This window comes from Paenibacillus sp. FSL R10-2771 (genome assembly GCF_038000205.1).
GTDB classification, from domain to species: domain Bacteria; phylum Bacillota; class Bacilli; order Paenibacillales; family Paenibacillaceae; genus Paenibacillus_AQ; species Paenibacillus_AQ phytohabitans.
This window is the reverse complement of sequence record NZ_JBBOBM010000001.1, coordinates 7,414,296-7,437,982: the sequence shown is the minus strand read 5'-3', so window position 1 is coordinate 7,437,982 and position 23,687 is coordinate 7,414,296. Positions and strand designations below refer to the sequence as shown.

22 protein-coding genes and 1 riboswitch are annotated in these 23,687 nt (G+C 52.0%); of the genes, 20 read left to right on the top strand and 2 right to left on the bottom strand.

Features of this window, described 5'->3' with window-relative positions; translation table 11 throughout:
- Window positions 1-96 precede the first annotated feature (96 nt).
- Window positions 97-351, bottom strand: a complete 255-nt coding sequence (locus NSU14_RS32225) for an AbrB/MazE/SpoVT family DNA-binding domain-containing protein (RefSeq protein WP_019914502.1) — start codon at window positions 349-351, stop codon at window positions 97-99.
- 304 nt (window positions 352-655) lie between these two features.
- Between NSU14_RS32225 and NSU14_RS32220 the strand changes: the two genes are divergently transcribed.
- The 13 genes from NSU14_RS32220 (at window position 656) to NSU14_RS32160 (ending at window position 13,238) form a co-directional block, all read left to right on the top strand.
- Window positions 656-1,939, top strand: a complete 1,284-nt coding sequence (locus NSU14_RS32220) for an HD domain-containing protein (RefSeq protein WP_340948491.1) — start codon at window positions 656-658, stop codon at window positions 1,937-1,939.
- Between the two features lie 53 nt (window positions 1,940-1,992).
- A complete protein-coding gene (locus NSU14_RS32215; RefSeq protein WP_039305744.1) occupies window positions 1,993-2,763 on the top strand; it encodes a TatD family hydrolase in 771 nt (256 codons plus the stop codon).
- A gap of 198 nt (window positions 2,764-2,961) precedes the next feature.
- Window positions 2,962-3,191, top strand: a riboswitch (cyclic di-AMP (ydaO/yuaA leader).
- A 288-nt stretch (window positions 3,192-3,479) separates the two neighbouring features.
- Window positions 3,480-4,640 (top strand): 3D domain-containing protein, encoded by a 1,161-nt coding sequence (locus tag NSU14_RS32210; protein ID WP_042132679.1) that lies wholly within the window; start codon window positions 3,480-3,482, stop codon window positions 4,638-4,640.
- 160 nt (window positions 4,641-4,800) lie between these two features.
- A complete protein-coding gene (gene rnmV / locus NSU14_RS32205; protein WP_039305750.1) occupies window positions 4,801-5,352 on the top strand; it encodes a ribonuclease M5 in 552 nt (183 codons plus the stop codon).
- Window positions 5,349-6,233: a 16S rRNA (adenine(1518)-N(6)/adenine(1519)-N(6))-dimethyltransferase RsmA gene (gene rsmA, locus NSU14_RS32200; RefSeq protein WP_042132680.1), complete on the top strand. Its 885-nt coding sequence runs from the start codon at window positions 5,349-5,351 to the stop codon at window positions 6,231-6,233. Before rnmV ends, rsmA begins: the two co-directional genes overlap by 4 nt.
- Window positions 6,234-6,306: 73 nt before the next feature.
- Window positions 6,307-7,206, top strand: a complete 900-nt coding sequence (gene yabG / locus NSU14_RS32195; RefSeq protein WP_042132681.1) for a sporulation peptidase YabG — start codon at window positions 6,307-6,309, stop codon at window positions 7,204-7,206.
- Window positions 7,207-7,432: 226 nt separating this feature from the next.
- Window positions 7,433-7,708 carry a biofilm formation stimulator Veg gene (gene veg / locus NSU14_RS32190; protein ID WP_036696386.1) on the top strand — a complete coding sequence of 92 codons (276 nt, stop codon included), beginning with the start codon at window positions 7,433-7,435 and terminating at the stop codon, window positions 7,706-7,708.
- Window positions 7,709-7,833: 125 nt separating this feature from the next.
- On the top strand, window positions 7,834-8,010 hold the full coding sequence (locus NSU14_RS32185) for a small, acid-soluble spore protein, alpha/beta type (RefSeq protein WP_039305760.1): 177 nt from the start codon (window positions 7,834-7,836) through the stop codon (window positions 8,008-8,010).
- Window positions 8,011-8,186: 176 nt separating this feature from the next.
- Window positions 8,187-9,041, top strand: a complete 855-nt coding sequence (gene ispE / locus NSU14_RS32180) for a 4-(cytidine 5'-diphospho)-2-C-methyl-D-erythritol kinase (RefSeq protein ID WP_042132682.1) — start codon at window positions 8,187-8,189, stop codon at window positions 9,039-9,041.
- 170 nt (window positions 9,042-9,211) lie between these two features.
- Window positions 9,212-10,039, top strand: coding sequence for a pur operon repressor (gene purR, locus NSU14_RS32175; protein WP_042132683.1), 828 nt, complete (start codon window positions 9,212-9,214; stop codon window positions 10,037-10,039).
- A gap of 209 nt (window positions 10,040-10,248) precedes the next feature.
- The gene (gene spoVG, locus NSU14_RS32170) at window positions 10,249-10,536 is read left to right on the top strand and encodes a septation regulator SpoVG (RefSeq protein ID WP_036696395.1); all 288 of its coding nucleotides are present in this window, start codon (window positions 10,249-10,251) and stop codon (window positions 10,534-10,536) included.
- Window positions 10,537-10,793: 257 nt separating this feature from the next.
- Window positions 10,794-12,194: a bifunctional UDP-N-acetylglucosamine diphosphorylase/glucosamine-1-phosphate N-acetyltransferase GlmU gene (gene glmU, locus NSU14_RS32165; protein WP_042132684.1), complete on the top strand. Its 1,401-nt coding sequence runs from the start codon at window positions 10,794-10,796 to the stop codon at window positions 12,192-12,194.
- A 90-nt stretch (window positions 12,195-12,284) separates the two neighbouring features.
- Window positions 12,285-13,238 (top strand): ribose-phosphate diphosphokinase, encoded by a 954-nt coding sequence (locus tag NSU14_RS32160; RefSeq protein WP_019914487.1) that lies wholly within the window; start codon window positions 12,285-12,287, stop codon window positions 13,236-13,238.
- Window positions 13,239-13,330: 92 nt separating this feature from the next.
- On the opposite strand, the gene NSU14_RS32155 is transcribed toward NSU14_RS32160, so the two are convergent.
- Window positions 13,331-13,531: a hypothetical protein gene (locus NSU14_RS32155; protein WP_039305774.1), complete on the bottom strand. Its 201-nt coding sequence runs from the start codon at window positions 13,529-13,531 to the stop codon at window positions 13,331-13,333.
- Window positions 13,532-13,623: 92 nt separating this feature from the next.
- On the opposite strand from NSU14_RS32155, the gene pth reads away from it, so the two are divergent.
- The 7 genes from pth (at window position 13,624) to mazG (ending at window position 23,457) form a co-directional block, all read left to right on the top strand.
- A complete protein-coding gene (pth, locus tag NSU14_RS32150; RefSeq protein WP_042132685.1) occupies window positions 13,624-14,184 on the top strand; it encodes an aminoacyl-tRNA hydrolase in 561 nt (186 codons plus the stop codon).
- Between the two features lie 89 nt (window positions 14,185-14,273).
- Window positions 14,274-14,504 carry an anti-sigma-F factor Fin family protein gene (locus NSU14_RS32145; RefSeq protein ID WP_039305780.1) on the top strand — a complete coding sequence of 77 codons (231 nt, stop codon included), beginning with the start codon at window positions 14,274-14,276 and terminating at the stop codon, window positions 14,502-14,504.
- A gap of 131 nt (window positions 14,505-14,635) precedes the next feature.
- Window positions 14,636-18,160 carry a transcription-repair coupling factor gene (gene mfd, locus NSU14_RS32140; RefSeq protein WP_042140608.1) on the top strand — a complete coding sequence of 1,175 codons (3,525 nt, stop codon included), beginning with the start codon at window positions 14,636-14,638 and terminating at the stop codon, window positions 18,158-18,160.
- Complete coding sequence (locus NSU14_RS32135; RefSeq protein ID WP_042132686.1) at window positions 18,147-19,181, top strand: peptidylprolyl isomerase; 1,035 nt, start codon at window positions 18,147-18,149, stop codon at window positions 19,179-19,181. The genes mfd and NSU14_RS32135 overlap by 14 nt, the downstream gene beginning before the upstream one ends.
- Before the next feature lie 283 nt (window positions 19,182-19,464).
- Window positions 19,465-20,007, top strand: a complete 543-nt coding sequence (gene spoVT, locus NSU14_RS32130) for a stage V sporulation protein T (RefSeq protein WP_039305786.1) — start codon at window positions 19,465-19,467, stop codon at window positions 20,005-20,007.
- A 220-nt stretch (window positions 20,008-20,227) separates the two neighbouring features.
- Window positions 20,228-21,883 (top strand): putative polysaccharide biosynthesis protein, encoded by a 1,656-nt coding sequence (locus tag NSU14_RS32125; protein WP_340948485.1) that lies wholly within the window; start codon window positions 20,228-20,230, stop codon window positions 21,881-21,883.
- 74 nt (window positions 21,884-21,957) lie between these two features.
- The gene (mazG, locus tag NSU14_RS32120) at window positions 21,958-23,457 is read left to right on the top strand and encodes a nucleoside triphosphate pyrophosphohydrolase (RefSeq protein ID WP_340948484.1); all 1,500 of its coding nucleotides are present in this window, start codon (window positions 21,958-21,960) and stop codon (window positions 23,455-23,457) included.
- Window positions 23,458-23,687: the final 230 nt, after the last annotated feature.

Here is a 23,687-nt window from a genome sequence, read left to right as displayed (position 1 = left end):
GTGCAAAAAAATACCTCCCGCGCTAACGGGAGGCCAAGGAGATATAAAAAGGTTAGAATTAACAATTTGATTAGTTCCTATTATAACCTATTTGGTTTAGTTTGTCACAGGGGTAGGGATAGCAGAAATACATTCATGACAAACAATTTTACCTTTGAAATAGGTTACATTCTCAGCATTACCGCAGAAAATGCAGGCAGGCTCATATTTCTTAAGCATGATCCGCTCACCGTCCACGTAAATTTCGAGCGCATCTTTTTCTCCAATACCCAGTGTGCGGCGCAATTCAATTGGAATAACGACCCGTCCAAGCTCATCTACCTTACGTACAATTCCTGTTGATTTCATCATTACAATCGTTGCTCCTCTCAATTATCAAAAGCGTCAATATTCGACATTGTTCACTGTTTTATGATATTTATAATACCAACCATTCCCAAAACAGTCAACCTTTTTTGAGGCGAATTTTAAGGAAACTTTGAAGGAAACATTCATACCGCCATTGGTTAGGCATATATCCCAAAAAGAACCTCGAAAATATTTGTCGATTTGTAAATTGCTAAATTGTCATAATTCGACAAAGTACGACAATATTTATTATTATAACTGTAATTCCACCCTATTTCTATGGATATTATTCAAAGGAGTTGATCTCATGAAGCAACCGCTGACAGAAGAGAAGGTATTTAAAGATCCGGTTCATAACTACATTCACGTCCAGGACACCATTATCTGGCGTCTGATTAACACCAAGGAGTTCCAGCGTCTGCGGCGCATCCGCCAGCTCGGTACCTCTTATCTGACTTTCCATGGCGCAGAACACAGCCGGTTTTCCCATTCGCTTGGTGTTTATGAAATTACCCGGCGGATTATATCGCAGTTTGAACGGAGCGGATATAAGGATTGGATGCCTGAGGAGAGTCTGCTTACCCTGTGTGCGGCGCTGCTGCATGATTTGGGACATGGCCCGTTTTCCCATTCTATAGAAGAAGCTTTTGAAATGGATCATGAGGACTGGACCTGCCGGATCATTCTGGAGGATACGGAAATCACCACTATTCTGCGTGATGTAGCTGAGGATTTCCCCAATAAAGTAGCCTCTGTGATCTCCAAAACGTATGAGCATGAAATTGTTGTCAATTTGGTGTCGGGGCCGCTGGATGCGGACCGGATGGATTATCTTTTGCGTGATGCCTATTATACAGGGGTAAATTACGGAACCATTGACATTGACCGGATTCTGCGGATGCTGCGCCCCTATGACGGCCGGGTAGTTGTTAAAGAATCCGGGATGCATGCGATTGAGGATTACCTGATGTCACGTTATCAGATGTACTGGCAGGTCTATTTCCATCCGGTAACACGCAGCTCGGAAATTATTCTGCGCCAGATTCTCCGCAGAGCCAAGGAGCTGGTGCAGGAGGATTATGGTTTCCGGTTCATGATTGAGCCGCTAAGTGATTTGTTCCGCGGGGATGTAACGGTGGAGCAGTACCTGCTGCTGGATGAGGCATTGATGCAGACAGCCTTCATGCAGTGGACGCTGGAGAAAGATGAAATTTTAAGCGACTTGTGCAGCCGGTTTATTCATCGTAAACTGTATAAATATGTGGAGATGGAGCATCTGGATACAGAGACAATTGACGAAATCCGCCGCAGCTTTGCCGGTGCCGGACTGCGTGCTGATTATGATCTGGAAATCGATTTTCCGACAGATCTTCCTTATGATGTATTCCGTCCGGGGGATGCTTTTGACAGCAAACAGATTCTGCTTCTGGACCGTCATGATAAGCTGCGGGAGATCTCAGAGGTATCGGATATTGTACGCTCAATCAGCGGGATTCACCGAGGCAGATACCATCTCTATTTCCCGCAGGACAGGCTGCAGAAAGCCCTTTCACAGCTGCCGCCCTCCATCGCAGATATTTTTGCAAAATAACCTAAAATACTTGTAATTCATCATAGAAATCAAGGCGGAAAGGATGAAATATAATGCAGTTATTCGACACACATACCCATCTGGATGCTCCGCAATTCGACGAGGACCGCGAGGAGGTAATCGCCCGGGCGCTGGAGTCCGGAGTCAGTAAAATGATCAATATCGGCTTCAACCGGGAGACGATTCCGACAACGATGGAGCTCGCAGAGAAATATGATTATATTTATGCAGCGGTGGGCTGGCATCCACAGGATGCATTCAGTATGAAGGAGGGCGACCTCGAATGGATCGCTTCGCTTTGCAGTCATCCCAAGGTAGTGGCCATCGGTGAGATCGGACTTGACTATTATTGGGACACCTCTCCTAAGGATGTGCAGCATGAGGTATTCCGCAAGCAAATTGGCCTGGCTCGTGAACTGAAGATGCCAATCTGTATCCATAACCGCGATGCCCACGAGGATGTAATCCGGATTCTGCGGGAGGAAAAAGCGGGTGAGGTTGGAGGGGTGATGCATTCGTTCTCCGGCAGCTGGGAAAGCGCCAAAATGTGTCTGGATCTCGGCTTCCATTTGTCCTTCGGCGGACCGATTACGTTTAAGAATGCCAGGGTGCCCAAAGAGGTGCTCGCCCAGACTCCTCTGGACCGGCTGCTGATCGAAACGGACTCCCCATATTTGACTCCGCACCCCTTCCGCGGCAAGCGGAATGAGACCGCACATGTAAGACTGGTAGCGGAGGCAGCTGCGGCAATAAAAGGGATTGATTTACAGGAATTGGCGGAAATTACGTATGCGAACGCACTGGAACGATTTGGGATTGTCTGAAAACGGGAGAAAAAGCGGTGAAAAATGAAGTATAGCCGATATATTAAACTTTTATAGTCTAAAAACGGCTGAATATTACAATATTTTAATCATTTTTTTACGTAAACGTGGTTGAATCGTCCTTTACAACATGTATCAAAACAGGATATCATCTTTTCAGTGCAGTGAGCTGTTGTTACTGTGACAGTCACTATTTCATGGATCGTCTCGCTGAGTCTCCGTATGGAGAACGGGGGAACCAATAAATGCCCTGCCGCATGCCCGTACATAGAGTACAACACAGAATTGCCGCAGACTTTATTTGATTTCTTCACGTGGTCTTTGGGGTGAATTTGAGGGCAACCGCCGTGAGCGGGTGACCTGAGATAGGGCGTCTCTCTTATGCCCGAACCCGACAGCTAACCCCGTAAGCGCAAGTAAGAGAGGAAACCTCGTGCATAAACATTCCCGCGTATTCGACACCGGAGAAGCCACGAAAGAGTCCTCTGTGAACTCTTTTTTGGGCTTTTTTTTGTTTTGAATAATGCGGATGTTCCCGGCATACTGTTATATAACAGATATCCGGAGTAGCTATGCCGAGCAGGCGATCCATGAGCAGGAAACGCTGGAGCAATGCGGGCGTATCCTGTTGCAATCTCAAACCTAGTTTCGTCAGAAATGATGCAGTCACCTTGATATAACTTGGACGACGGGGCTATGTAAGGAGGATGGAGAGAGTGGGCGTATTCCAACCAGAGGTATCCCATGATTCGCAATCATCCAGCAGGTCTTTCGCATTACGGTTGAAGCAAGTGAATCCTCGCGTACTTTCACTTGCAGGTGTGATATCGATTGTTATCGCACTGTTAATTCTGCTGTACGTACACGGTCAGAGTAATAAAGAAATTATTTTAGTTATAGACGGACAGGTACAGACACTGGAGACGCGGGAAGCGCTGCTCAGTGATGTGCTGGCAAAGGAACAAATTTCGCTGCAGCCGTATGATGAGCTATCTATTGGCCTTAGTGATGAAATACAAGACGGCGACCGTGTCGTAATCACCCGTGCGCAGAAGCTTGTGCTTACTGCAGACGGTGCAACCAAGACCATATACACCACCGAGGATTCGCTCGGAGATGCCATTACCAAGCTGGGTTACAGCCTGGAGGGCAATGACAAGATTTTCCCTTCGCTTGATACCGCAGTCACACCCGACATGGAAGTCAAGATTGTCCGTATTACCAAGCAGACCGTACAGCGGACAGTAAACTTGCCTTTTAAGGTCATCAAAACCGCAGACCCCTCTCTGTATAAGGGAGACGTAAGAGTTGCACAGGCAGGCAAGCCGGGCGCGATCATCCAGCATATCGAGAAGATATATCAGGATGGGGAGCTAGTCTCCATGAATATGGTCGGCAAGGAAGTTCAGACGGTAACCAAAGATAAGGTTATTGCTGTCGGTACCAAAGCGGTTCCGAAGCCTGTTGTAGCTGCTGCAACTACATCCAAAGCAACAACAACCTCCAAATCATCCAAAGTCAGTGCGAAGAGCAACAACGTCACGAGCAAGGCAGGCGTAGATTTTGAATACAAAAAAATGATCAAAAACGTATCCATGACGGCTTATTCATCGGAAGAACCGGGAATTGGAACACGCACCGCCTCCGGCACACGCGTAACGGAAGGCCGCACTATTGCAGTGGATCCGAATGTAATACCAATTGGCTGGTGGGTGTACATTGAGGGATTAGGGTTTCGCCGAGCAGAGGATACCGGCGGTGCCATTAAAGGCAACAAGGTGGATGTTTACTACGATTCACTGAGCCATGCCCGTAATTTCGGCCGGAAGTCGCGGACCATCTATGTGATTGGACCTGTGAAGCCGGAGCTTAACTAAGCGGCAAGTCTTTTGCAAATTAGCGGTTTATAAGATATAGTGGGGGTAGCACTTACGGAATTTAGAGAGCTGCCGCTCATCACTTATACATTCTTTAGCCAAAAAGAAGGGGAGCGAATCCTCTTCTTTTTGCGTTTTAGAGTAAGGGAGTAAATTATTTATGATTAAAGAATTAATTGTCGTCGAAGGTAAAAGCGATACCGTGGCCGTTAAGCGGGCCGTAGAAGCGGATACGATTGAAACAGGCGGTTCCGCAGTGGACCGCAAGGTCATTGCGAAGATTACATTAGCCATGGAACGCAGAGGGGTTATCATCCTCACGGATCCCGATCATGCCGGAGAGCGAATTCGCAAAATTGTCTCCTCCAAGGTACCCGGATGCAAGCACGCATTCATTCCGGAGAAGGATGCTACCCGCAAAGGGGATATAGGTGTGGAGAATGCCTCGCCTGAGGCCATCCGCCATGCGCTGGAGCATGTCCACACTTCTTTTGAAGGGGCACCGGCTGTAATCGGGCTGGATGATCTTATGGCCGCAGGTATGATGGTACACGCACAGGCAGCAGAGAGAAGAATGCAGCTTGGCAATCTGCTGGGTATCGGTTATTGCAACGGCAAGCAGCTGTACAAGCGTCTGGCGATGTTCGGTATTACACGCGAAGAGTTCGCGCGCGCTCTCGCCCAAATTGATCAGGGAGGCATTACTTCATGAGCGACACTCTGAATATCTCATCCCCAACTAGAACCAAAGCAATCATACAGCGGTACGGGTTTTCGTTCAAAAAAAGCCTGGGCCAGAACTTTTTGATCGACCAGAATATTCTGGACAAAATTGTCGATGCCGCAGGTCTGGATTCTGCAGCAGGCGCACTGGAGATTGGCCCGGGTATCGGAGCCCTGACGGAAAGGCTGGCGATGACAGCAGGAGCGGTCACAGCGGTGGAGATTGACCGCAGACTGATCCCGATCCTCAGGGATGTCCTGTCACCCTATCCCCATGTAAAGATCCGCAATGATGATGTACTGAAGGTCAACATGCAGGAGCTGTTTGCCGAAGATTTTGCCGGTGTGGACCGGGTTAGCGTAGTAGCCAACCTCCCGTATTATGTGACGACCCCGATTCTCATGAAGCTGCTGGAAGAGAAGCTGCCGCTTGATAACATAGTCGTTATGATCCAGAAGGAAGTTGCCGAACGTATGGCTGCTTCTCCTGGGGGCAAAGAGTACGGAAGTCTTAGTATTGCCGTCCAGTATTACAGCGAGCCCGAGCTGGTCTGCATGGTACCCCGGACAGTGTTCATTCCGCAGCCGAATGTAGAATCAGCCGTCATCCGTCTGAAGGTCAGAGAGCGTCCTCCGGTTGAAGTTGCCGACGAGAAGCATTTCTTCGATGTTGTCCAGGCATCCTTCACCCAGCGGCGCAAGACGATCGCCAATAACCTGAAGGCCCGCTACTTCGCTGAAGAGGGGCGTGAGCGTCTGGAGGCCCTGCTGGCTGAAGCAGGGATAGAGCCGTCCCGCCGCGGAGAGACACTTAGCCTGGAGGAATATGCGCGGCTAAGCGCTGTCCTGCTGGCTGCAGGAATCGTATAATCAGCAGAAAACACTCCGGGTGATGAACCAACCGGGACCTTTGCCCATAACATGGGGTAGAGGTGGTGTTGTAATGAATTTAGGAGACTTGGTCATACGTAAATCTTATGGCGGCGATGTGACTTTCCGGGTAGAGAATATAGTGCAGAATAAAGCCGTCATCAAGGGGACGGAATTCCGGTTGCTGGCGGACTCTCCGCTGGATGATCTGGTGCAGGTGCCTCCTACCCGGATTACAGAGCGGGGGCAGCAGGCGCAGATCAAAGCCATAGAATCCCTGAGCTGGCTGCGCAAAGACCGTCAGGAGCAGAGCCAGCGCAGCGGAGAGAGTGTATCCGGGACCTGGACCCAATCTCCCAAGGAAGCTGCTTACTTTGAAGTGCCGGGTAAGGTGCTGCATTTGGATGGCGATGCGCTTTACCTGAAGAAAAGCCTGAGTCTGTATGAGCAGTTGCGCATACCCGCCGAAGGGCATCATATTCATGAGTCCAAAATGGCGGAGACCTTATACCGGCTGCTGCCCCGTGTGCGTCCGGATATCGTGGTGATTACCGGTCATGACGGAGTACTTAAGCAACAGCAGGGTTATGATCTCTACAGCTTGAGCAGCTACAAAAATTCACAGAATTTTGTTGCGGCTATCCAGGTTGCCCGGGAGTATGAGCGGAATTTCGACGCCCTGACGATTGTTGCAGGGGCCTGCCAGTCGCATTTCGAGGCGCTGCTGGGCACAGGGGCGAATTTCGCCAGCTCACCGGGAAGAATACTCATTCATGCCCTGGACCCCGTCTATATTGCGGCCAAGGCTTCATTCACATCGATCCGCGATACGGTCAATTTGAGCGATGTATTGAACCATACCATCAGCGGCAACCAGGGAATGGGTGGAATTGAGACCCGCGGGAGCTTCCGTATCGGGATGCCCCGGCTGCAGAATCTTGCTACCCTGAAGGTGGCGCCTTCGGTGCTGTAGCGGCGGATATAGAGAAGGAAGGATAAGCGATCCGGCTTATCCTTCCTTTTTTCATGGGCAGATTTGCGTTCAGCATTACCGATAACAAGGCGCTTAAGCCGGGACTACTTGCTTCTAAAAAAATTCCGTTGACAACTATTTTAGCATCATCTATAATTATTTATTTGCTTTGACAATGATTGTGAAAAGTTGTATAATGGACAAGGAAAGAGGTGGTCGTCAGGCAATGGCTAATAACGCGCTGTTGGAAATCAAACGCAGTCTCGAAGCTCACGTCGGTCATAAGATCACGTTGCGGGCTAACGGTGGTCGTCGCAAGACCGTTGAACGTACCGGTGTCCTGGAAGAAACGTACCCTTCTGTATTTATTGTCAAACTGGATCAGGAGCAGCAAACCTTCAAGCGAGTCTCCTATAGCTATGCCGATATCCTTACTGAATCTGTGGAAATCACAGTTACCGAAGACGATGGGCAGATGCGGATTATGTATATTAAAGCTTAGCGTCACGGACAGTCTCCCTGCAGGGGGGCTGTTTTTTGTTTTTCCGCTGCATGACCTGTGCCCCTTGGCCGCATACTACATAAGCAGTAGCTCATCATCCAATAGCATACAGGGAGGAATCCGTAATGAGCCGCAGAAGACGGGGCATGATGTCGGAGGAACTGAAGACAGAGCTGGCCAAGGAGCTTGGATTTTATGAAACGGTAGAGCAGGAAGGCTGGGGCGGAATCCGGGCAGTTGACGCCGGGAACATGGTCAAGAGAGCGATTCAGCTGGCTGAACAGGCTGCACGGAAATCGTAACGCCGTAAAGCTGGGGTCTGCAGTTGTAACCTGGGTATCGCCTGCTGGCGGTACCTTTTTCCAAATACGGGGGTCCGGAGAAGCTTACTCAACTTTTGTTAATGGACTTCACTGCCAGTTTCTCATATAATATGTTAAGTTGTTTTTACGGGAAAAGCTGAGGGTGGGTGAACGCCTTGAAAATGTATGAGAAAGCGCCGGCCAAGATTAATTTGATGCTGGATGTGCTGCATAAGCGCGCTGACGGATTTCATGAAGTGGAAATGATTATGACTATGGTCGATCTGGCCGACCGTCTGGAGCTCTCCGAGCTGAAGCGTGATTCCATTATTATCTCTAGCCAGGCCGGGTATATTCCGCTGGACGAGAAGAATCTGGCCTTCCAGGCCGCAAGACTGATTAAAGACCGCTATAACGTGAGAAGCGGTGTACATATTCACTTGGACAAAAGAATTCCGGTCGCTGCCGGCCTTGCCGGCGGCAGCAGTGACGCCGCGGCTACGCTGCGCGGCCTGAACCGGCTCTGGCGCCTCGGGATCCCGGCGCAGGAGCTGCAGGAACTGGGCGCCGAGCTGGGCTCGGACGTCCCGTTCTGCGTCACAGGAGGCACTGCCCTGGCTACGGGCAGGGGAGAACGGCTGACGCAAATAGCGAGTCCGCCGCAATGCTGGGTCGTCCTGGCCAAGCCGCCGATTAATGTATCGACGGCTGAGGTGTACGGACGCGTACGCGCGAATAACATCGCGGTTCATCCGTCCGCACTCCGGATGCAGCAGGCGATTGAAGCCGGCGATTTCTCGGCGGTCTGCGCGGGCCTGGGCAATGTGCTGGAGGATGTGACCTTGAAGCTGCACCCGGAGGTACAGCAGCTCAAGGAAGCGATGATGAAGCTGGGGGCAGACGGGGTGCTGATGTCCGGCAGCGGACCGACAGTATTCGGCCTGGTATCGAAGCAGTCCAAGGTAGCAAGAATCTATAACGGGCTCCGCGGATTCTGCAAGGAAGTCTATGCCGTGCGTTCGCTGAGCTGAGCCGGAAGGCACACAGAAACGGTTAGCGCTGCTCCAGTCAGCTTAACCGTTTCTTCTTGAGCGAAGCACAAGTCAACTCCAAAAGGACGGTATAACCGTTTTCGCTTGTGTAAATCCGTACAAAAATGATATTATTCATAATAATATTCGGTTTTGGCGAGGAGCATTCCGTGAAGAAACTTAAACGAAGCCAGCGATTGGTTGATATGACCCAATTTTTACTTGAGAAGCCGCATGATCTGCTGCCGCTCTCGACCTTCGCAGAGCGGTACGGTGCAGCGAAGTCATCGGTCAGTGAAGATCTGGCTATTATAAAAGAGGTATTTGAAGGTGAGGGCATGGGCGAACTGCAAACCCTGGCGGGTGCTGCAGGCGGAGTCAGGTATATTCCGCGGATGCCGATGGACATGGCCCTTGCTTTCGTGAACCGTCTGTGCGGGCAGCTGGAGCAGAGTGACCGGATTCTGCCCGGCGGGTATTTGTACATGTCCGATCTGCTGGGACTGCCGTCCCTGATGGAGCAGGCCGGTAAGATTATTGCTACGGCTTTTTACGGAGTAGAGATTGATGTTGTGATGACGGTGGAGACCAAGGGGATTCCGCTGGCTTATGCGACGGCTGCGCAGCTTGGGCTGCCTGTAGTACTGGTGCGCCGCGACCATCAGGTGACCGAGGGTTCGGCGGTAAGCATTAACTATGTCTCGGGTTCGCACAAGAGCATACATACGATGTCGCTGTCCAGACGGGCACTGCGTGAGAAATCCCGGGTGCTGATCGTGGATGACTTCATGAAGGCGGGCGGTACCGTACGCGGGATGGTTGATCTGCTGGGTGAGTTCAATGCTGAGGTCGCCGGTGTAGGCGTACTTGTAGAATCTGGAGCGGTGGAGAAGGAAGAACGCCTGCTGCATGATTACGTATCGCTCGTAAAGCTTACTGAGGTAGATTCCAAGGTGCGGCGCATTTCCGCGTATCCCGGCAACTATTTCCCCTCCTGAGGGAGCTGGATTTCCAAGATTAAAAACCCGTGCATAATGTCGAAACCGTGAGGAATCTTAAGATAACAGCACGAAATGTGTCGAAATCAATGGTTCTGCAAAAATAATCTTCTTTATCAGGTATTTTATGGAATGAAAAAGAAGGAATTCGCTTTGCTGTGTGGAATTATACACCAAGTCTCTGATGGAAAAAGGTGGTGAACACACACATGCAAATTACGGATGTCAGACTCCGCCGCGTCAACTCTGAGGGGAGAATGAAAGCAATCGCATCCATTACAATCGATAACGAGTTTGTTGTTCATGACATACGCGTCATCGATGGTAATAACGGGATGTTCGTTGCAATGCCCAGCAAGCGTACACCTGACGGTGAATTCCGCGATATCGCTCACCCGATTTCTTCGGGAACGCGCGAAAAGATTCAATCTGCGGTTCTGGCCGAGTACGAACGCGCCGCTACGGAAGAAGAAGAAGTCATTGAAGAGGGAGCTTAAGCTGTGAAGCGCTGACTCTCAAGGATTGCTGCCCTCCCGGGCGGCGTAAAGCCATGCCGTTTTTTTAAGATAAGACTTTTTATGTTTTGGGGCCCCCGCAAAGTACCTGGGTCAGCCTCGAAGCCAAAGCCCCACTTTGTGGGGGGATTTTATTGGGGTTCGAAGAAAAGGGAACCATGCCTTCATGGTTCTCTTTTCTTTTTGCCCGGAATGAGATATATTCAGTAGTGAGTTCAAGAAGTAGGAGGTTGGCATTCTTGAAAAGAATGGCTGTTGTACTTGCTGCAGGCCAAGGCAAGCGCATGAAATCTAAATTATACAAAGTGCTGCACCCCGTCTGCGGCAAACCGATGGTAGGGCACGTGCTTGATACAGTAAAGGCGACCGGATGCGAGCGTACAGTCGTCGTCGTAGGTCACGGCGCTGAGAAAGTTAAAGCTTATGTAGGCGACAGTGCCGAATATGTGCTGCAGGATATCCAGCTTGGAACCGGGCATGCCGTCAAACAAGCCAAAGATCTGCTTGGCGGCGAAGAAGGAACTACGATCGTAATCTGCGGGGATACTCCGCTGGTAATGACCGAGACGCTGGAAGGGCTGATGGCGCTGCATGAAGCGCAGAAAGCTGCCGCAACCGTCCTCACCGCTGTTATGGAGCAGCCTGCCGGATATGGACGGATTATCCGTGGCGAAGACGGCGGAGTGCAGAGGATTGTAGAACAGAAGGACTGCACAGAGAGCGAAGCCGCTGTCAGCGAAATCAATACAGGAACTTATTGTTTTGATAACGTTAAGCTATTTGCCGCTCTGGAGAAGGTAACCAATACCAATAACCAGCAGGAATATTATTTGACTGATGTTATCGGTATACTCCGGGCACAGGGAGATATCGTTCTTGGATATCAGGCCCATGATGCTGCAGAGTCTATTGGTGTGAATGACCGCCTGGCATTGTCCGAAGCGGAAGGCTATATGCGTGAGCGTATCAACCGCGGGCATATGCTGAACGGCGTAACTTTAATCGATCCTGCCTCTACCTATATTGGAGCGGATGTTGTCATTGGAGCAGACACTGTGCTGTATCCGGGCACTGTGCTCAAAGGCAAGACGGTAATCGGCGAAGATTGTGTGATCGGACCTGCGAGCGAAATTGAAGACTGCGTGATTATGGACGGTGCTGTAGTGAAGCACTCCGTACTGAGTCAGGCTGAGGTCGGCGCACGGGCTTCCGTTGGGCCTTTTGCGTATTTGCGTCCGGGTGCCGTGCTTGGCGAAGAGGTCAAGATCGGCGATTTCGTGGAGATCAAGAATGCTACAATCGGTGACGGCTCCAAAGTGTCCCATTTAAGCTATGTCGGTGATGCCGAGGTCGGTAAGAATGTGAATATCGGCTGTGGTGCCATCACTGTTAACTATGATGGCTACAATAAGTCGAGAACAGAAATCGGGGATGATGCCTTTATCGGCAGCAATGTGAACCTTGTAGCTCCGGTAACTGTGGGCAAAGGCGCATTCGTTGTAGCGGGGTCAACCATCACTCGTTCTGTTCCGGAGAATGATCTGGCTGTTGCCAGAGTAAGGCAGGAGAATAAGCCGGGTTATGCGGATAAGATCCGCTCCCGTGCCAAAGCGAAGAAAGACCAGTCGAGTCCATCGTAAAGCGCCCAAGGCCAAAGCGCCGGACGGACTCTGCAAATCCGCGCCGGTGCTACTTGGAAGTTAAATTCCGTCACGGAGGGTTTATATTTTATGACTTATTGCGATTCCAAACTAAAGATTTTCACCTGCAACTCCAATCCTAAGCTGGCCAGTCAGATTGCCGATTATATCGGTATTCCGATGGGCGAGTCCCACACTACCAGCTTCAGCGACGGAGAGATTCAGGTTAAGCTGTCGGAAAGCGTCCGGGGCTGTCATGTATATATTGTGCAGTCCACCTGTGGACCGGTTAACGACAATCTGATGGAGCTTCTGGTTATGGTAGATGCGCTTAAGCGTGCGTCTGCGAAGAGCATCAATGTCGTCATTCCTTACTACGGTTATGCGCGCCAAGACCGTAAGGCCCGTTCACGCGATCCGATTACGGCCAAGCTGGTAGCGAACCTGATTGAAAAAGCGGGTGCACATCGCGTCATTACCATGGACCTTCATGCGATGCAAATTCAAGGCTTCTTCGATATTCCTGTGGATCATCTGCTGGGTGTTCCGATTCTGGCCCAATACTTCCGTTCCAAGCAAATTCAGAACCCGGTTGTCGTATCTCCGGACCATGGCGGTGTTGTGCGGGCAAGAAAGCTTGCTGATTTCCTCAACGCTCCACTGGCGATCATCGACAAGCGCCGTCCTGAGCCGAATGTTAGTGAGGTTATGAACATTATCGGTAACATTGAAGGTAAAACAGCGATTCTGATCGATGATATCATCGATACGGCAGGAACGATCGTGCTGGGGGCCAATGCTCTGATGGAAGGCGGCGTGAAGGAAGTCTACGCCTGCTGTACACATCCTGTATTGTCCGGGCCTGCGCATGAACGTCTGGAAAACTCTCCAATCAAAGAAATTATCGTGACGGATACCATTCCAATTCGCAGTAGTAATCCGACAAGCAAGCTCAAAGTACTGTCCGTAGCTCCGCTTATGGGCGAAGCTATTATTCGTGTGCATGAAGAGCTGTCGATCAGTAAACTGTTCGAGATCGAATAAGCTGCTTATATTAGAAAAAGGGTTACACCTCCGTGAAGCGGAAGATGTAACCCTTGTCGGCGTGATGCGGGAAACGGAGCGGCTGGTACGTTTCAGTATCCCGGGCGGGAGATGAAGGTGAACAGGCTGCGGTTGTATAGCGTCCCCTGGAGCTCCACAAAGCCTTCATCCACCGCTGTAATCACACCGATGTCTACATGAGCGCTACCCCTAAATACTTCAACAGGCACAGCATATTGAATATGGTACTGGAAATGGCGCGGTAATGTTAAAATATCGCCCTGATGTGGCATTGTTCATCACCTGTCTTCGGAGTATAAACTTATTGTACCAAAAACGGAACTCTTCTGCTGGGAGTACCGGGCGGAAAGGATAGACCTTAGTTATGAAATGGATTGTTGGACTTGGAAATCCCGGAACGCAATACGCGAAGACCAAGCATAATGTTGGCTTCATGGCGCTGGATGAGCTTGCGTCCAGACACGGAATTGCCTTTAACCAGAATAAATGCAAAGCGGTGATCGGCGAAGGTGTCATTGGCGGAGTTAAGACCGTACTGATTAAACCGATGACTTTCATGAACCTGTCCGGTGAGGCGGTCCGCGCTTATATGGATTATTACAAGGTCCAGCTGGAAGATATGATTGTTGTCTATGATGATCTGGATACGGAGCTGGGCAAAATCCGGCTGCGCTATCAAGGCAGTGCCGGCGGACATAACGGAATCAAGTCGATCATCCAGCACACAGGCACCCAGAGCTTCAACCGGGTGCGGATGGGGATCTCACGTCCTGAGCCGGGATTTGCAATTGTCGATTATGTGCTGTCTACGTTCTCCAAGAAAGATGGACCCAAGCTGGAAACGATGATTATGGATACTTGTGATGCAGTGGAATTTGGCCTGCAGCATACATTTGAGCAGACCATGGCCAAGTTCAATGGCTGATTACAAGGTATAGGGTGCAGTAATTTAAGGCTAAAGCTATCCGGGGCGGGGCATACTGGAGGTATATACTACCTTCAGGAGGCATATAGATGGCAATAAACTATGTATGCAGGCACTGCCGGACATTCTTAGGAAGCATCGGCAGAAGTGATATCACAGAGATGCAGCTGGGCCTACATTCCTTGACCCCTGCGGAACGCAGAGATATAATAGCGTATGATTCAGAAGGTGAGATTACGGTGAAGGTTACCTGCGGTTACTGCAAGCAGGCCCTGGATAACAATCCGGAACTCAGCCTGCTGGCCAGTCCGCTTCAGTAGGTGGAAGCGCCTGTCTCTATCGTCATCCGCAAGCCTTGGCCTTATCCGCTGAGGCTTGTTTTCGATTCTAATTATAATAGGTGGCAGCGGCAATGCTGCTGTCAGCCTGTTTAGTAAGAGAGGTGCACCTGTTGTTACAAGGTCTTATAGAAGCTTTTTCGAAGGATCCCGATTTTCAGTCCGTCACCAGCGGTATCGCTGCAGGTATGAAGGAGCAGCTTATCTCCGGCTTATCCGGCTCGGCCAGACAAATTATGCTGGCTGCGCTGCATGAAGAGACGGAGCGTCCGCTGCTGGTAGTCACTCATAATATGTTCTCGGCCCAGAAGATGGCCGAGGATTTGCAGGAAGCGCTTTCTCCGGACCGTGTGCTGCTGTATCCGGCTAATGAGCTGGTAGCTGCTGAAGCTGCAGTCTCGAGCCCCGAGACACTCGCTCAGCGTATTGATGTGCTTACGAAATGTGCCAAGGGCTTCCGTGGAGTTGTAGTTGTTCCGTACTCCGGCGTCCGGCGGCTGCTCCCCGCCCCTCATGTGATGGCCGGAGCCCAGCTGACCGTTTCGCAGGACGGTACCCTTTCGCTGGATGAATTCCTCATGTCCATGATTGAAATGGGCTATGAGCGTGTCGAGCGGGTGGAGAACCGCGGTGAACTCAGCGTGCGCGGCGGTATTATTGATTTCTATCCTATGACTTCTCCACTGGCTTACCGGGTGGAGCTGTTTGATGATGAAGTAGATTCCATTCGTACTTTTGATCCCATAGACCAGCGGTCTATTGATAAGGTCCGCAGTGTGAAGATTACTCCGGCCAAGGAGATTATCGCCGATCAGCTGCGCCAGGATGCGGCCTCTACAGCTGCGTCAGCGCTGCTGGAGCGGCAGCTCGAGAAAATGAGCGACCGTCAGGCCAAGCTGCGTCTGCGTGAGGAAATGGGCCGGGAGCTGGAAATGCTGCGCGAAGGCACTTATTTTCCGGAAATCTATAAATATATCAGTCTCTTATATCCTGAACGCTCTCATCTGTATGATTACATGGCACAGGATACGTTGCTTGTGCTGGATGAACCGGCCCGATTGCTGGAAACTGCCAAGCAGCTGGAGCGCGATGAGTCAGAATGGAACCTGCATCTGCTGCAGAACGGCAAAACGCTGCCTGACCTGCATCTTTCTGTCGAGAGCGATGTGATTATGTATCACCGCCCGTTCCAGAGCTTGTTCATGTCGATTTTCCTGCGTCAGGTTCCGCATATTCAGCCGCAGAATATCCTCGGCTTCATCAGCCGGGGAATGCAGGATTTCCATGGGCAGATGAATGTGCTGAAATCCGAGATGGAACGCTGGCATAAGTCCGGCGTGAAGGTTATTATGCTGGCCAATGGCGAGGAGCGGATGGAGCGTGTCCGCCGGGTGCTGGACGACTACGGGATTGAAGCGCCGACCATCCTTCAGGGCAACCTGGGCTCCGGTTTTGAGCTGCCTTCCATTCATTTGGCTGTCATCACTGAAGGTGAGATGTTCTCGCAGAAGCAGCGCAAGGCGCGGAAGGTCTCCAAGGGAATTGACAATGCCGAACGGATCAAGAGTTATACGGAGCTGAAGATTGGCGATTATGTGGTTCACCAGAACCACGGGATCGGCAAGTACATGGGCATCGGCACGCTCGAGGTCAGCGGGATTCACCGCGACTATATGCATATTCTCTATGCGGGCGGCGACAAGCTCTCGGTTCCGATTGAACAGATCGATCTCATTCAGAAGTATGTCGGTTCAGAAGACAAGGAGCCGAAGGTATATAAGCTTGGCGGCAACGAGTGGACGAGGGTTACCAGCAAAGTACGGAGCTCGGTCCAGGATATCGCCGATGATCTGATCAAGCTCTACGCCGAACGCCAGAGCGCGCTCGGTTATGGCTTCGAGAAGGATACGCAGGAACAGCGTGAATTCGAAGAGATGTTCCCGTATGAGGAGACCCGTGACCAGCTTCGCGCGATCGAAGAGATCAAGAAGGATATGGAGCAGAACCGTCCGATGGACCGCCTGCTCTGCGGAGATGTGGGCTACGGCAAGACTGAAGTGGCGATCCGGGCTGCTTTTAAATCAGCGATTGAGGGCAAGCAGGTGGCAGTACTCGTGCCAACGACGATTCTGGCGCAGCAGCACTATGAAACCTTCCGTGAGCGCTTCGCCAACTATCCGCTGAACATTCAGGTGCTGAGCCGTTTCCGCAGCCGCAAGGAGCAGAATGACACCATTAAGGGAGTAAGACAGGGTACCGTGGATGTGGTTATAGGCACACACCGTCTGCTGTCGCAGGATCTGGTGTTCAAAGATCTGGGTCTTCTGATTGTCGATGAAGAGCAGCGTTTCGGCGTGACCCACAAAGAGAAGCTGAAGAAGCTGAAGACCAATGTCGACGTGCTGACCCTGACGGCAACGCCGATTCCCCGCACTCTGCATATGTCGATGCTTGGTGTGCGGGACTTGTCAGTTATTGAGACGCCACCAGAGAACCGCTTTCCCGTACAGACGTATGTTGTTGAGCATAGCCAGACCCTTACCCGTGAAGCGGTAGAGCGGGAGCTTGCCCGTGGCGGCCAGGTCTATTACCTCTATAACCGTGTCCAGGGGATTCAGGAAATGGCTGCACAAATCTCCATGCTGGTGCCGGAGGCAAGAGTAGGCATCGGCCATGGGCAGATGTCGGAGTCGGAGCTGGAGAAGACCATTCTCGACTTCCTCGATGGAGAATACGATGTGCTGGTCAGCACAAGTATTATAGAGACTGGCGTGGATATTCCAAACGTCAATACGCTGATTGTGCATGATGCCGACAAAATGGGACTTTCCCAGCTCTATCAGCTGCGCGGCCGTGTGGGCCGTTCTAACCGGATAGCTTATGCGTACTTCACATACCAGCGGGATAAAGTACTGACAGAAGTGGCTGAGAAACGCCTGCAGTCGATCAAGGAATTCACGGAGCTTGGTTCAGGCTTCAAAATTGCCATGCGCGATCTCTCCATCCGCGGAGCAGGTAATCTGCTCGGTGCGGAGCAGCACGGATTCATCGCTTCTGTTGGGTTCGATCTGTATTCGCAGATGCTGGCGGAGGAAATCCGCAAGCGTAAAGTCAGCGTGCTTGGTGAAGAGGATACTTCGCTGAAACAGGGCAATACCGTGATTGATTTGTCGATTGACGCGTACCTTCCATCCGAGTATATTTACGACAGTATCCAAAAAATTGAAATCTATAAAAAAGTCGCTGCGGTGGCTACTTTTGAGGATGCTTCGGAGCTTGAGGATGAGCTGCTTGACCGGTTCGGCGAATTGCCGGAGGCCGTCATCAATCTGCTCTCTGTGGCCCGGCTTAAGGTATACGGCAAGCTGTACGGTATGGAATCCATGGTCCGGCGGGGCGATGAGGTCTCACTCAATTTCCATGAAGGGAGTATCGGCGCGTTTGATACGGCGAAGCTCGCCAAAGTTGGAAATAGCTTCGAAAGACGTGTACAATTTGATAAGGATGCGAAAGCAACGATCCGCATCAAGTCCAAAGACTTGGGCGACAAAGAGCTGCTTGATCTGCTGGAGCAATTCCTCGCGGCAGCCAAACAGTCTTTAAAATCGAAGGGAGAATTACACAATGTCGTTAAATAAAAAACCATGGAAAGTGCTGCTGGTCTCACTGGTTGCAGCAGTTTCCTTCTCAATGCTTGCTGCCTGCAGCAACGACAGCAGCGATGATACAGCCGTGGCAACTTATAATGGCGGAACGATTACTGCGAAGGAATTCGATCTGGATACCCGCGTAATGAAATTCCTGTCTCCGCAGCAGGCGCAGTATCTGGAGATTGATATGTTCAAGGAGTCTATCCTGAAGCAGGAGGTCGCGTTTGAGTATCTGGCCGGCCAGGCAACGGATGAGGCGAAGAAGGCAGCAGAGAAAGAAGTCGACACACAGATTGAGACGATCAAGAGCAGTCTGGGCGACTCTTATAAAAGCTCTCTGAAGGAGCAGGATCTAAGCGAATCGGACCTGCGTTCTTATATGCAGCGGGTGCTTACCGTTTATCAGGACATGCTGCTCAAAGTAACGGACGAGCAGGTGAAGACAGAGTACGAAGCGATTAAAGCTGACTTCACCGTAGCTACACTGCGTCATGTGCTGGTTGGCTTGACGGATGGTGACGGCAAGGAGCGTACGGATGCAGATGCGCTGAAGCGTGCCAATGAAGCCAAAGCGAAGCTGGACGGCGGTGCAGACTTTGCGGCCGTTGCCAAGGAATATTCGGACGATACCAGTACGAAGGATACCGGGGGCTTATATAAGGATACGCTTCTGTCCAAATACGTAGAAGAGTTCAAAGCCGCAGCCCAGACGCTGCCGCTTAATACAATTAGTGATCCGGTGAAGAGCAGCTACGGATATCACGTCATTAAAGTTGAAGCCCGCAAGGAGACAACCTTCGACAAGCTGACGGCAGAGCAGCTGGAGACCGTTAAGAGCTCAGCAGCTTCCGCCAGCCTGGAGTCGTTCCTCGAAAAGGATCTGGATAGCCTGAAGATTGAGATCAACCTGCCGAAAAGCACCGCCGCAGCCGATGAACCGGGAACAGCAGCTACTCCAGCCCCGGCTGATGCCACAGCAGCTCCGGCCGCTACAGAAGCAGCCAAATAATTTTAAAGGTGGACAAGCCGTCTGATGCGCCAAGCATCAGGCGGCTTTTTTGAACAGACTGGAGCAGGTATAGAATGGTGAATTTAAGAACATAACTGGAATGATGCGCCTGTTGTGTTTGTGATTTTGCATGAACTATTTTAAACAGGCGGCTTGAATGTATAAGGAACTGGGAAGAGATGAATACTATGGTCAGATATTACGATAAATCACTGGGATTAACCATTCCCATAATGGACAGTAGTTGGACCATACTTCTTAAGAAAGCGGGGCAACATGTGAAATGAAAGCTACTGGAATTGTACGCCGTATTGATGACCTCGGACGAGTTGTTATCCCTAAAGAGATTAGACGCACCTTGCGGATTCGGGAAGGAGACCCTCTGGAAATCTTCGTCGACCGTGATGGTGAAGTTATATTGAAAAAATATTCTCCGATTGGCGAGCTGGGTGATTTCGCTAAAGAATACGCGGAGTCACTGTTTGAGGGAACAGGGCATATTACCATGATTACGGACCGGGACACCTTCATCGCACTCGCCGGCGGCTCCAAGAAGGATTATTTGGAGAAGCAGGTTGGCGTGCTGCTGGAGAAGGTAATGGAAAGCCGTAAAACGGTGCTTGAGACTAATGGGGGCAGCTACGACATCAGCAAAGACCACACGGAGTTGCTATCCAGCTATGTGGCAGCACCCATTATCTCCGGCGGAGATCCAATCGGCTGTGTAGTACTGCTGAATAAGGATGACACGGTAAAAATGGCGCAGATGGAAGTAAAGATGGCTGAAACAGCCGCAGCCTTCCTGGGCAAGCAAATGGAGCAGTAAGAGATTGGCCTATAGAACCCCGCTTATCCTCTGGGTATGAATCCACAGGAAATGGCGGGGTTTTGTTGTATCAGTGAAGCCATTTCCACTTACGGGCATACTTAAGCTATAATATAGAAATTCATTCTAATATGATGAACTTAAGAATGGGGACTTTCTTGTAACATGCTTAAGTTCACGTTCAATAATATGGCAGTCACGCTGTAGAAGCAGGTATATCATGAAATCAGACACACAGGGCTCTAAGCTGCTGCAAGGTGCATTTATTCTTAGCGCGGCAGCTATTTTCTCGAAACTGATCGGCACCCTGCAGAAGATTCCGCTGCAGAACCTGGGCGGTGACGCAGCATTCGGTATCTACAATACGGTCTATCCGCTGTATACGATCCTGGTCACGGTGGCCATGCTGGGGTTGCCTGCGGCCATCTCCCGGTTCGTGGCAGAGGCATCTGCTGCGCAGGATGACCAGGAAGGACGGCGGGTGCTGCGCCTGTCAGCGGGCATTACAGCAGTCTCCGGACTGATTCTCGGGGTTCTGGTCTATACCGGAGCACCGGTTATTGCTGTGTGGGTCGGCAATTCCCATATTACCTCCGCTCTGCGCAGCAGTGCCTGGGGACTGGCAGTAGTACCGCTGATGGCCGCACTGCGCGGTTACTTCCAGGGGCTGCATAATATGATGCCGACCGCTGTGTCACAGGTCGTAGAGCAGTCGGTGCGTGTGGCAGTCATGATCGCACTGCTGCTCTATCTGACAGCGGCCGGTGCCGATGCGGCGGGTATTGCCGCCGGCGCATTGCTCGGTCCTGCTGGCGGGGGATTGGCAGGTTTGGCCGTTATGCTCCTCTATTGGCGCACTTACCGCCGCCGCGGGCTGCAGGCCGCTATGCTTCAGGTTCCGTCCAGAGGGAAGCTAGCCGCAGCTGAAGTCCGCCCGGAACGCGGCGCGAATGCCCGTAAGCTGCTGGCTTACGGACTGCCGGTGATGCTGGGCGCTCTGGCTATGCCGCTGATCGGCCTGGTGGATGTGTTCACGGTTCCCCGTCTGCTGACGGGAAGCGGCAGCAGTGAGACGGCCGCTATGGCCCAGTTCGGCATCTATAACCGCGGACTGCCGCTCGTCCAGATCGTAACCATGCTGGCCACCTCATTGTCGGTAGTATTCATTCCGGCTCTGGCAGAAGCGAAATTCCAGCGGAACGAGGACCTTATCCGCACGCGCATCACGTTGTCGCTGCGCTGGTTCTGGCTCCTGGGGCTGGCCGCATCCGTAGGCCTGGCCGTCCTTGCAGAGCCGGTTAACACGGCTCTGTATGGGGACGCTGCCGGCAGCAGTGCGATGACCTGGCTGGCCTTCACCGCCGCCGGCGGCACGGTCAGCATCATCTCCGCCGCGCTGCTGCAGGGCCTTGGCGCCGTGCGTGCGCCGGCGCTGCACCTTCTGGCCGCCGCTGCGCTTAAGGCGGCCCTGAACCTGCTGCTGGTCCCGCAGCAGGGCATTACCGGTGCGGCCATCGCCGGCGTGGCCGCACATCTCTTCGCAGCAGCGCTGAACGTGCTGCTGCTGCACCGCCAGGGCTATCTGCGGCTGCGCTTCGCAGATGCCCTGCTGAAGCCCGCAGCGCTGCTCGCGGGCCTGGGGCTGGTTGCCGCGGCCGTGAGCCTCGCCGCGGGCAGAGCGGCGGACGCGGCCGGCTTCGGCGGCGGGCGGACCGCTGCGCTGGCGCAGAGCCTGCTCGGCGTGCTCGCAGGCTGCGCCGTCTTCGCACTCGGCGCAGTGGCGCTGCGGCTGCTCAGCGAGAATGAACTGCGCCAGCTTCCGGGCTTCGGCCCCCGGCTGGCGGACAAGCTGAAGAAGCTGCGCCTGTTCCCTTAAGGCTTACCAATAATTTACATAGGGCCTCCGGCTGCACAAGCAGCAGGCAGATGCCCTGAAAGGAGTAGACAGGCATGAGCGCAATACTAACTGTAGTCGGCCTCGGCTCCGGCAATCCGGACCGGCTGACACTGGGCATTATCAAGAAGCTCAAGGCGGCATCCGCCGTTTACGTGCGGACCGCAGAGCATCCCGCCATGGCTGCACTGGCTGAGCTGGAGATTACTTCGGAGTCTTTCGACGGGCTGTATGAATCGTTATCCTCCTTCCCTGAGGTCTATGAAGCCATTGCGGCAACCCTGATTGAGAAGGCAGCAGCGGCTCCGCAAGGCACAGAAATCGTCTATGCCGTGCCGGGACATCCCATGGTTGCTGAATCCGCTGTATCCCTGCTGCGCCAGCGCTGCCCGGAGGCCGGGATTGAGCTGAATATCCTCGGTGGCGAAAGCTTCCTCGATGAGGCGTTCGTCCGTCTGGGCTTTGATCCGATTGAAGGATTCCAGCTGCTGGATGCTTCCGGCATCCGCAGCTCCCAGCTCCACCCGGAGCTGCACACGCTGATCGGACAGGTCTATGACAGCTTCACTGCATCAGAAACCAAGCTCTGCCTGATGGAACTGTATCCGCCGGAGTATGAAGTAATTGTTGGACATGCTCTCGGTGTAGAGGGCGAGGAGCAGATTCTGCGTGTGCCGCTGTATGAGCTGGACCGGCTGGACGGATACGGTAACCTCTCGCTGGTGTATGTTCCAATCAACCCTGCAGAGGATGCGCGAAAGCGTACGTTTGCCCGGCTGCATGAGATTGTCGATATTTTGCGGAGCCCGGAGGGCTGTCCCTGGGACCGTGAGCAGACCCATGAATCGTTGCGCAAGAACCTGATTGAAGAGACTTATGAGGTGCTGGAAACGATTGACGAGGATGACCCGGACCATATGAAGGAAGAGCTGGGCGACCTGCTGCTCCAGATTATGCTACATGCCCAGATGGAAGAGGAGCTCGGCACGTTTAGCGTCTATGATGTGATTGAGGGGCTGAATGAGAAGCTGATCTTCCGCCATCCGCATGTATTCGGTGACCAGGTTGCCGGCAATGCCGAGGAGGCGCTGCAGAACTGGGATGGCATGAAGGCCGAAGAGAAGCGGCGCAAAGGCGTGAAGCCTGAAGCGTTATCCGCGCTCAGCGGGGTTCCCCGTGACCTGCCTGCACTGATGAAGGCTTACAAGCTGCAGAAGAAGGCCTCCAAGGTGGGATTCGATTGGGATAATACCGGGGATGTCCTGGCCAAAATCCGTGAAGAGGTCGACGAACTGCAGGAAGCGATTGAAACGGGGCTGTCTGCCGAGGAGCAAATGCTGGAGCTTGGTGATCTGCTGTTCGCGGCAACCAATGTAGCCCGCTTCATCGATGCCGATCCGGAAGAAGCGCTGACCCGCACAAACCGCAAGTTTATCTCCCGGTTCCAGTACATTGAGCAGCGACTGCTTGATAGAGGTACTAGTGTTCAAGACAGTAGTCTCGAAGAGATGGAAGCCCTCTGGCAGGAAGCCAAGACGGAAGAGCGGAGCCAGTAGGGTATACAGTGCCGGAGAAACGGTAATGCTGTGAACAGGACCTTAAATCTCTGATTTGAAATGCAAAGAGAGGTTTATAATGTTATAGTGCTATAAGCCCCGGTTCTCCCGCCAGATGTTACATTTTTAAAAAAAACGGCGGATCATGGCAGGAATTGAGGGTAGAATCAAGAATATCATAAAGACGAAATGACGTTTTGCGGCAACTTCTGCCAGCAAACTGATTTTCA

What these genes read in the sequence shown, in the direction of transcription:
- NSU14_RS32225 (WP_019914502.1), bottom strand. Translation starts at nt 351, where the DNA reads ATGATGAAATCAACAGGAATTGTACGTAAGGTAGATGAGCTTGGACGG.
- NSU14_RS32220 (WP_340948491.1), top strand. Translation starts at nt 656, where the DNA reads ATGAAGCAACCGCTGACAGAAGAGAAGGTATTTAAAGATCCGGTTCAT.
- NSU14_RS32215 (WP_039305744.1), top strand. Translation starts at nt 1,993, where the DNA reads ATGCAGTTATTCGACACACATACCCATCTGGATGCTCCGCAATTCGAC.
- rnmV (WP_039305750.1), top strand. Translation starts at nt 4,801, where the DNA reads ATGATTAAAGAATTAATTGTCGTCGAAGGTAAAAGCGATACCGTGGCC.
- rsmA (WP_042132680.1), top strand. Translation starts at nt 5,349, where the DNA reads ATGAGCGACACTCTGAATATCTCATCCCCAACTAGAACCAAAGCAATC.
- yabG (WP_042132681.1), top strand. Translation starts at nt 6,307, where the DNA reads ATGAATTTAGGAGACTTGGTCATACGTAAATCTTATGGCGGCGATGTG.
- veg (WP_036696386.1), top strand. Translation starts at nt 7,433, where the DNA reads ATGGCTAATAACGCGCTGTTGGAAATCAAACGCAGTCTCGAAGCTCAC.
- NSU14_RS32185 (WP_039305760.1), top strand. Translation starts at nt 7,834, where the DNA reads ATGAGCCGCAGAAGACGGGGCATGATGTCGGAGGAACTGAAGACAGAG.
- spoVG (WP_036696395.1), top strand. Translation starts at nt 10,249, where the DNA reads ATGCAAATTACGGATGTCAGACTCCGCCGCGTCAACTCTGAGGGGAGA.
- NSU14_RS32160 (WP_019914487.1), top strand. Translation starts at nt 12,285, where the DNA reads ATGACTTATTGCGATTCCAAACTAAAGATTTTCACCTGCAACTCCAAT.
- NSU14_RS32155 (WP_039305774.1), bottom strand. Translation starts at nt 13,531, where the DNA reads ATGCCACATCAGGGCGATATTTTAACATTACCGCGCCATTTCCAGTAC.
- pth (WP_042132685.1), top strand. Translation starts at nt 13,624, where the DNA reads ATGAAATGGATTGTTGGACTTGGAAATCCCGGAACGCAATACGCGAAG.
- NSU14_RS32145 (WP_039305780.1), top strand. Translation starts at nt 14,274, where the DNA reads ATGGCAATAAACTATGTATGCAGGCACTGCCGGACATTCTTAGGAAGC.
- NSU14_RS32135 (WP_042132686.1), top strand. Translation starts at nt 18,147, where the DNA reads ATGTCGTTAAATAAAAAACCATGGAAAGTGCTGCTGGTCTCACTGGTT.
- spoVT (WP_039305786.1), top strand. Translation starts at nt 19,465, where the DNA reads ATGAAAGCTACTGGAATTGTACGCCGTATTGATGACCTCGGACGAGTT.
- NSU14_RS32125 (WP_340948485.1), top strand. Translation starts at nt 20,228, where the DNA reads ATGAAATCAGACACACAGGGCTCTAAGCTGCTGCAAGGTGCATTTATT.
- mazG (WP_340948484.1), top strand. Translation starts at nt 21,958, where the DNA reads ATGAGCGCAATACTAACTGTAGTCGGCCTCGGCTCCGGCAATCCGGAC.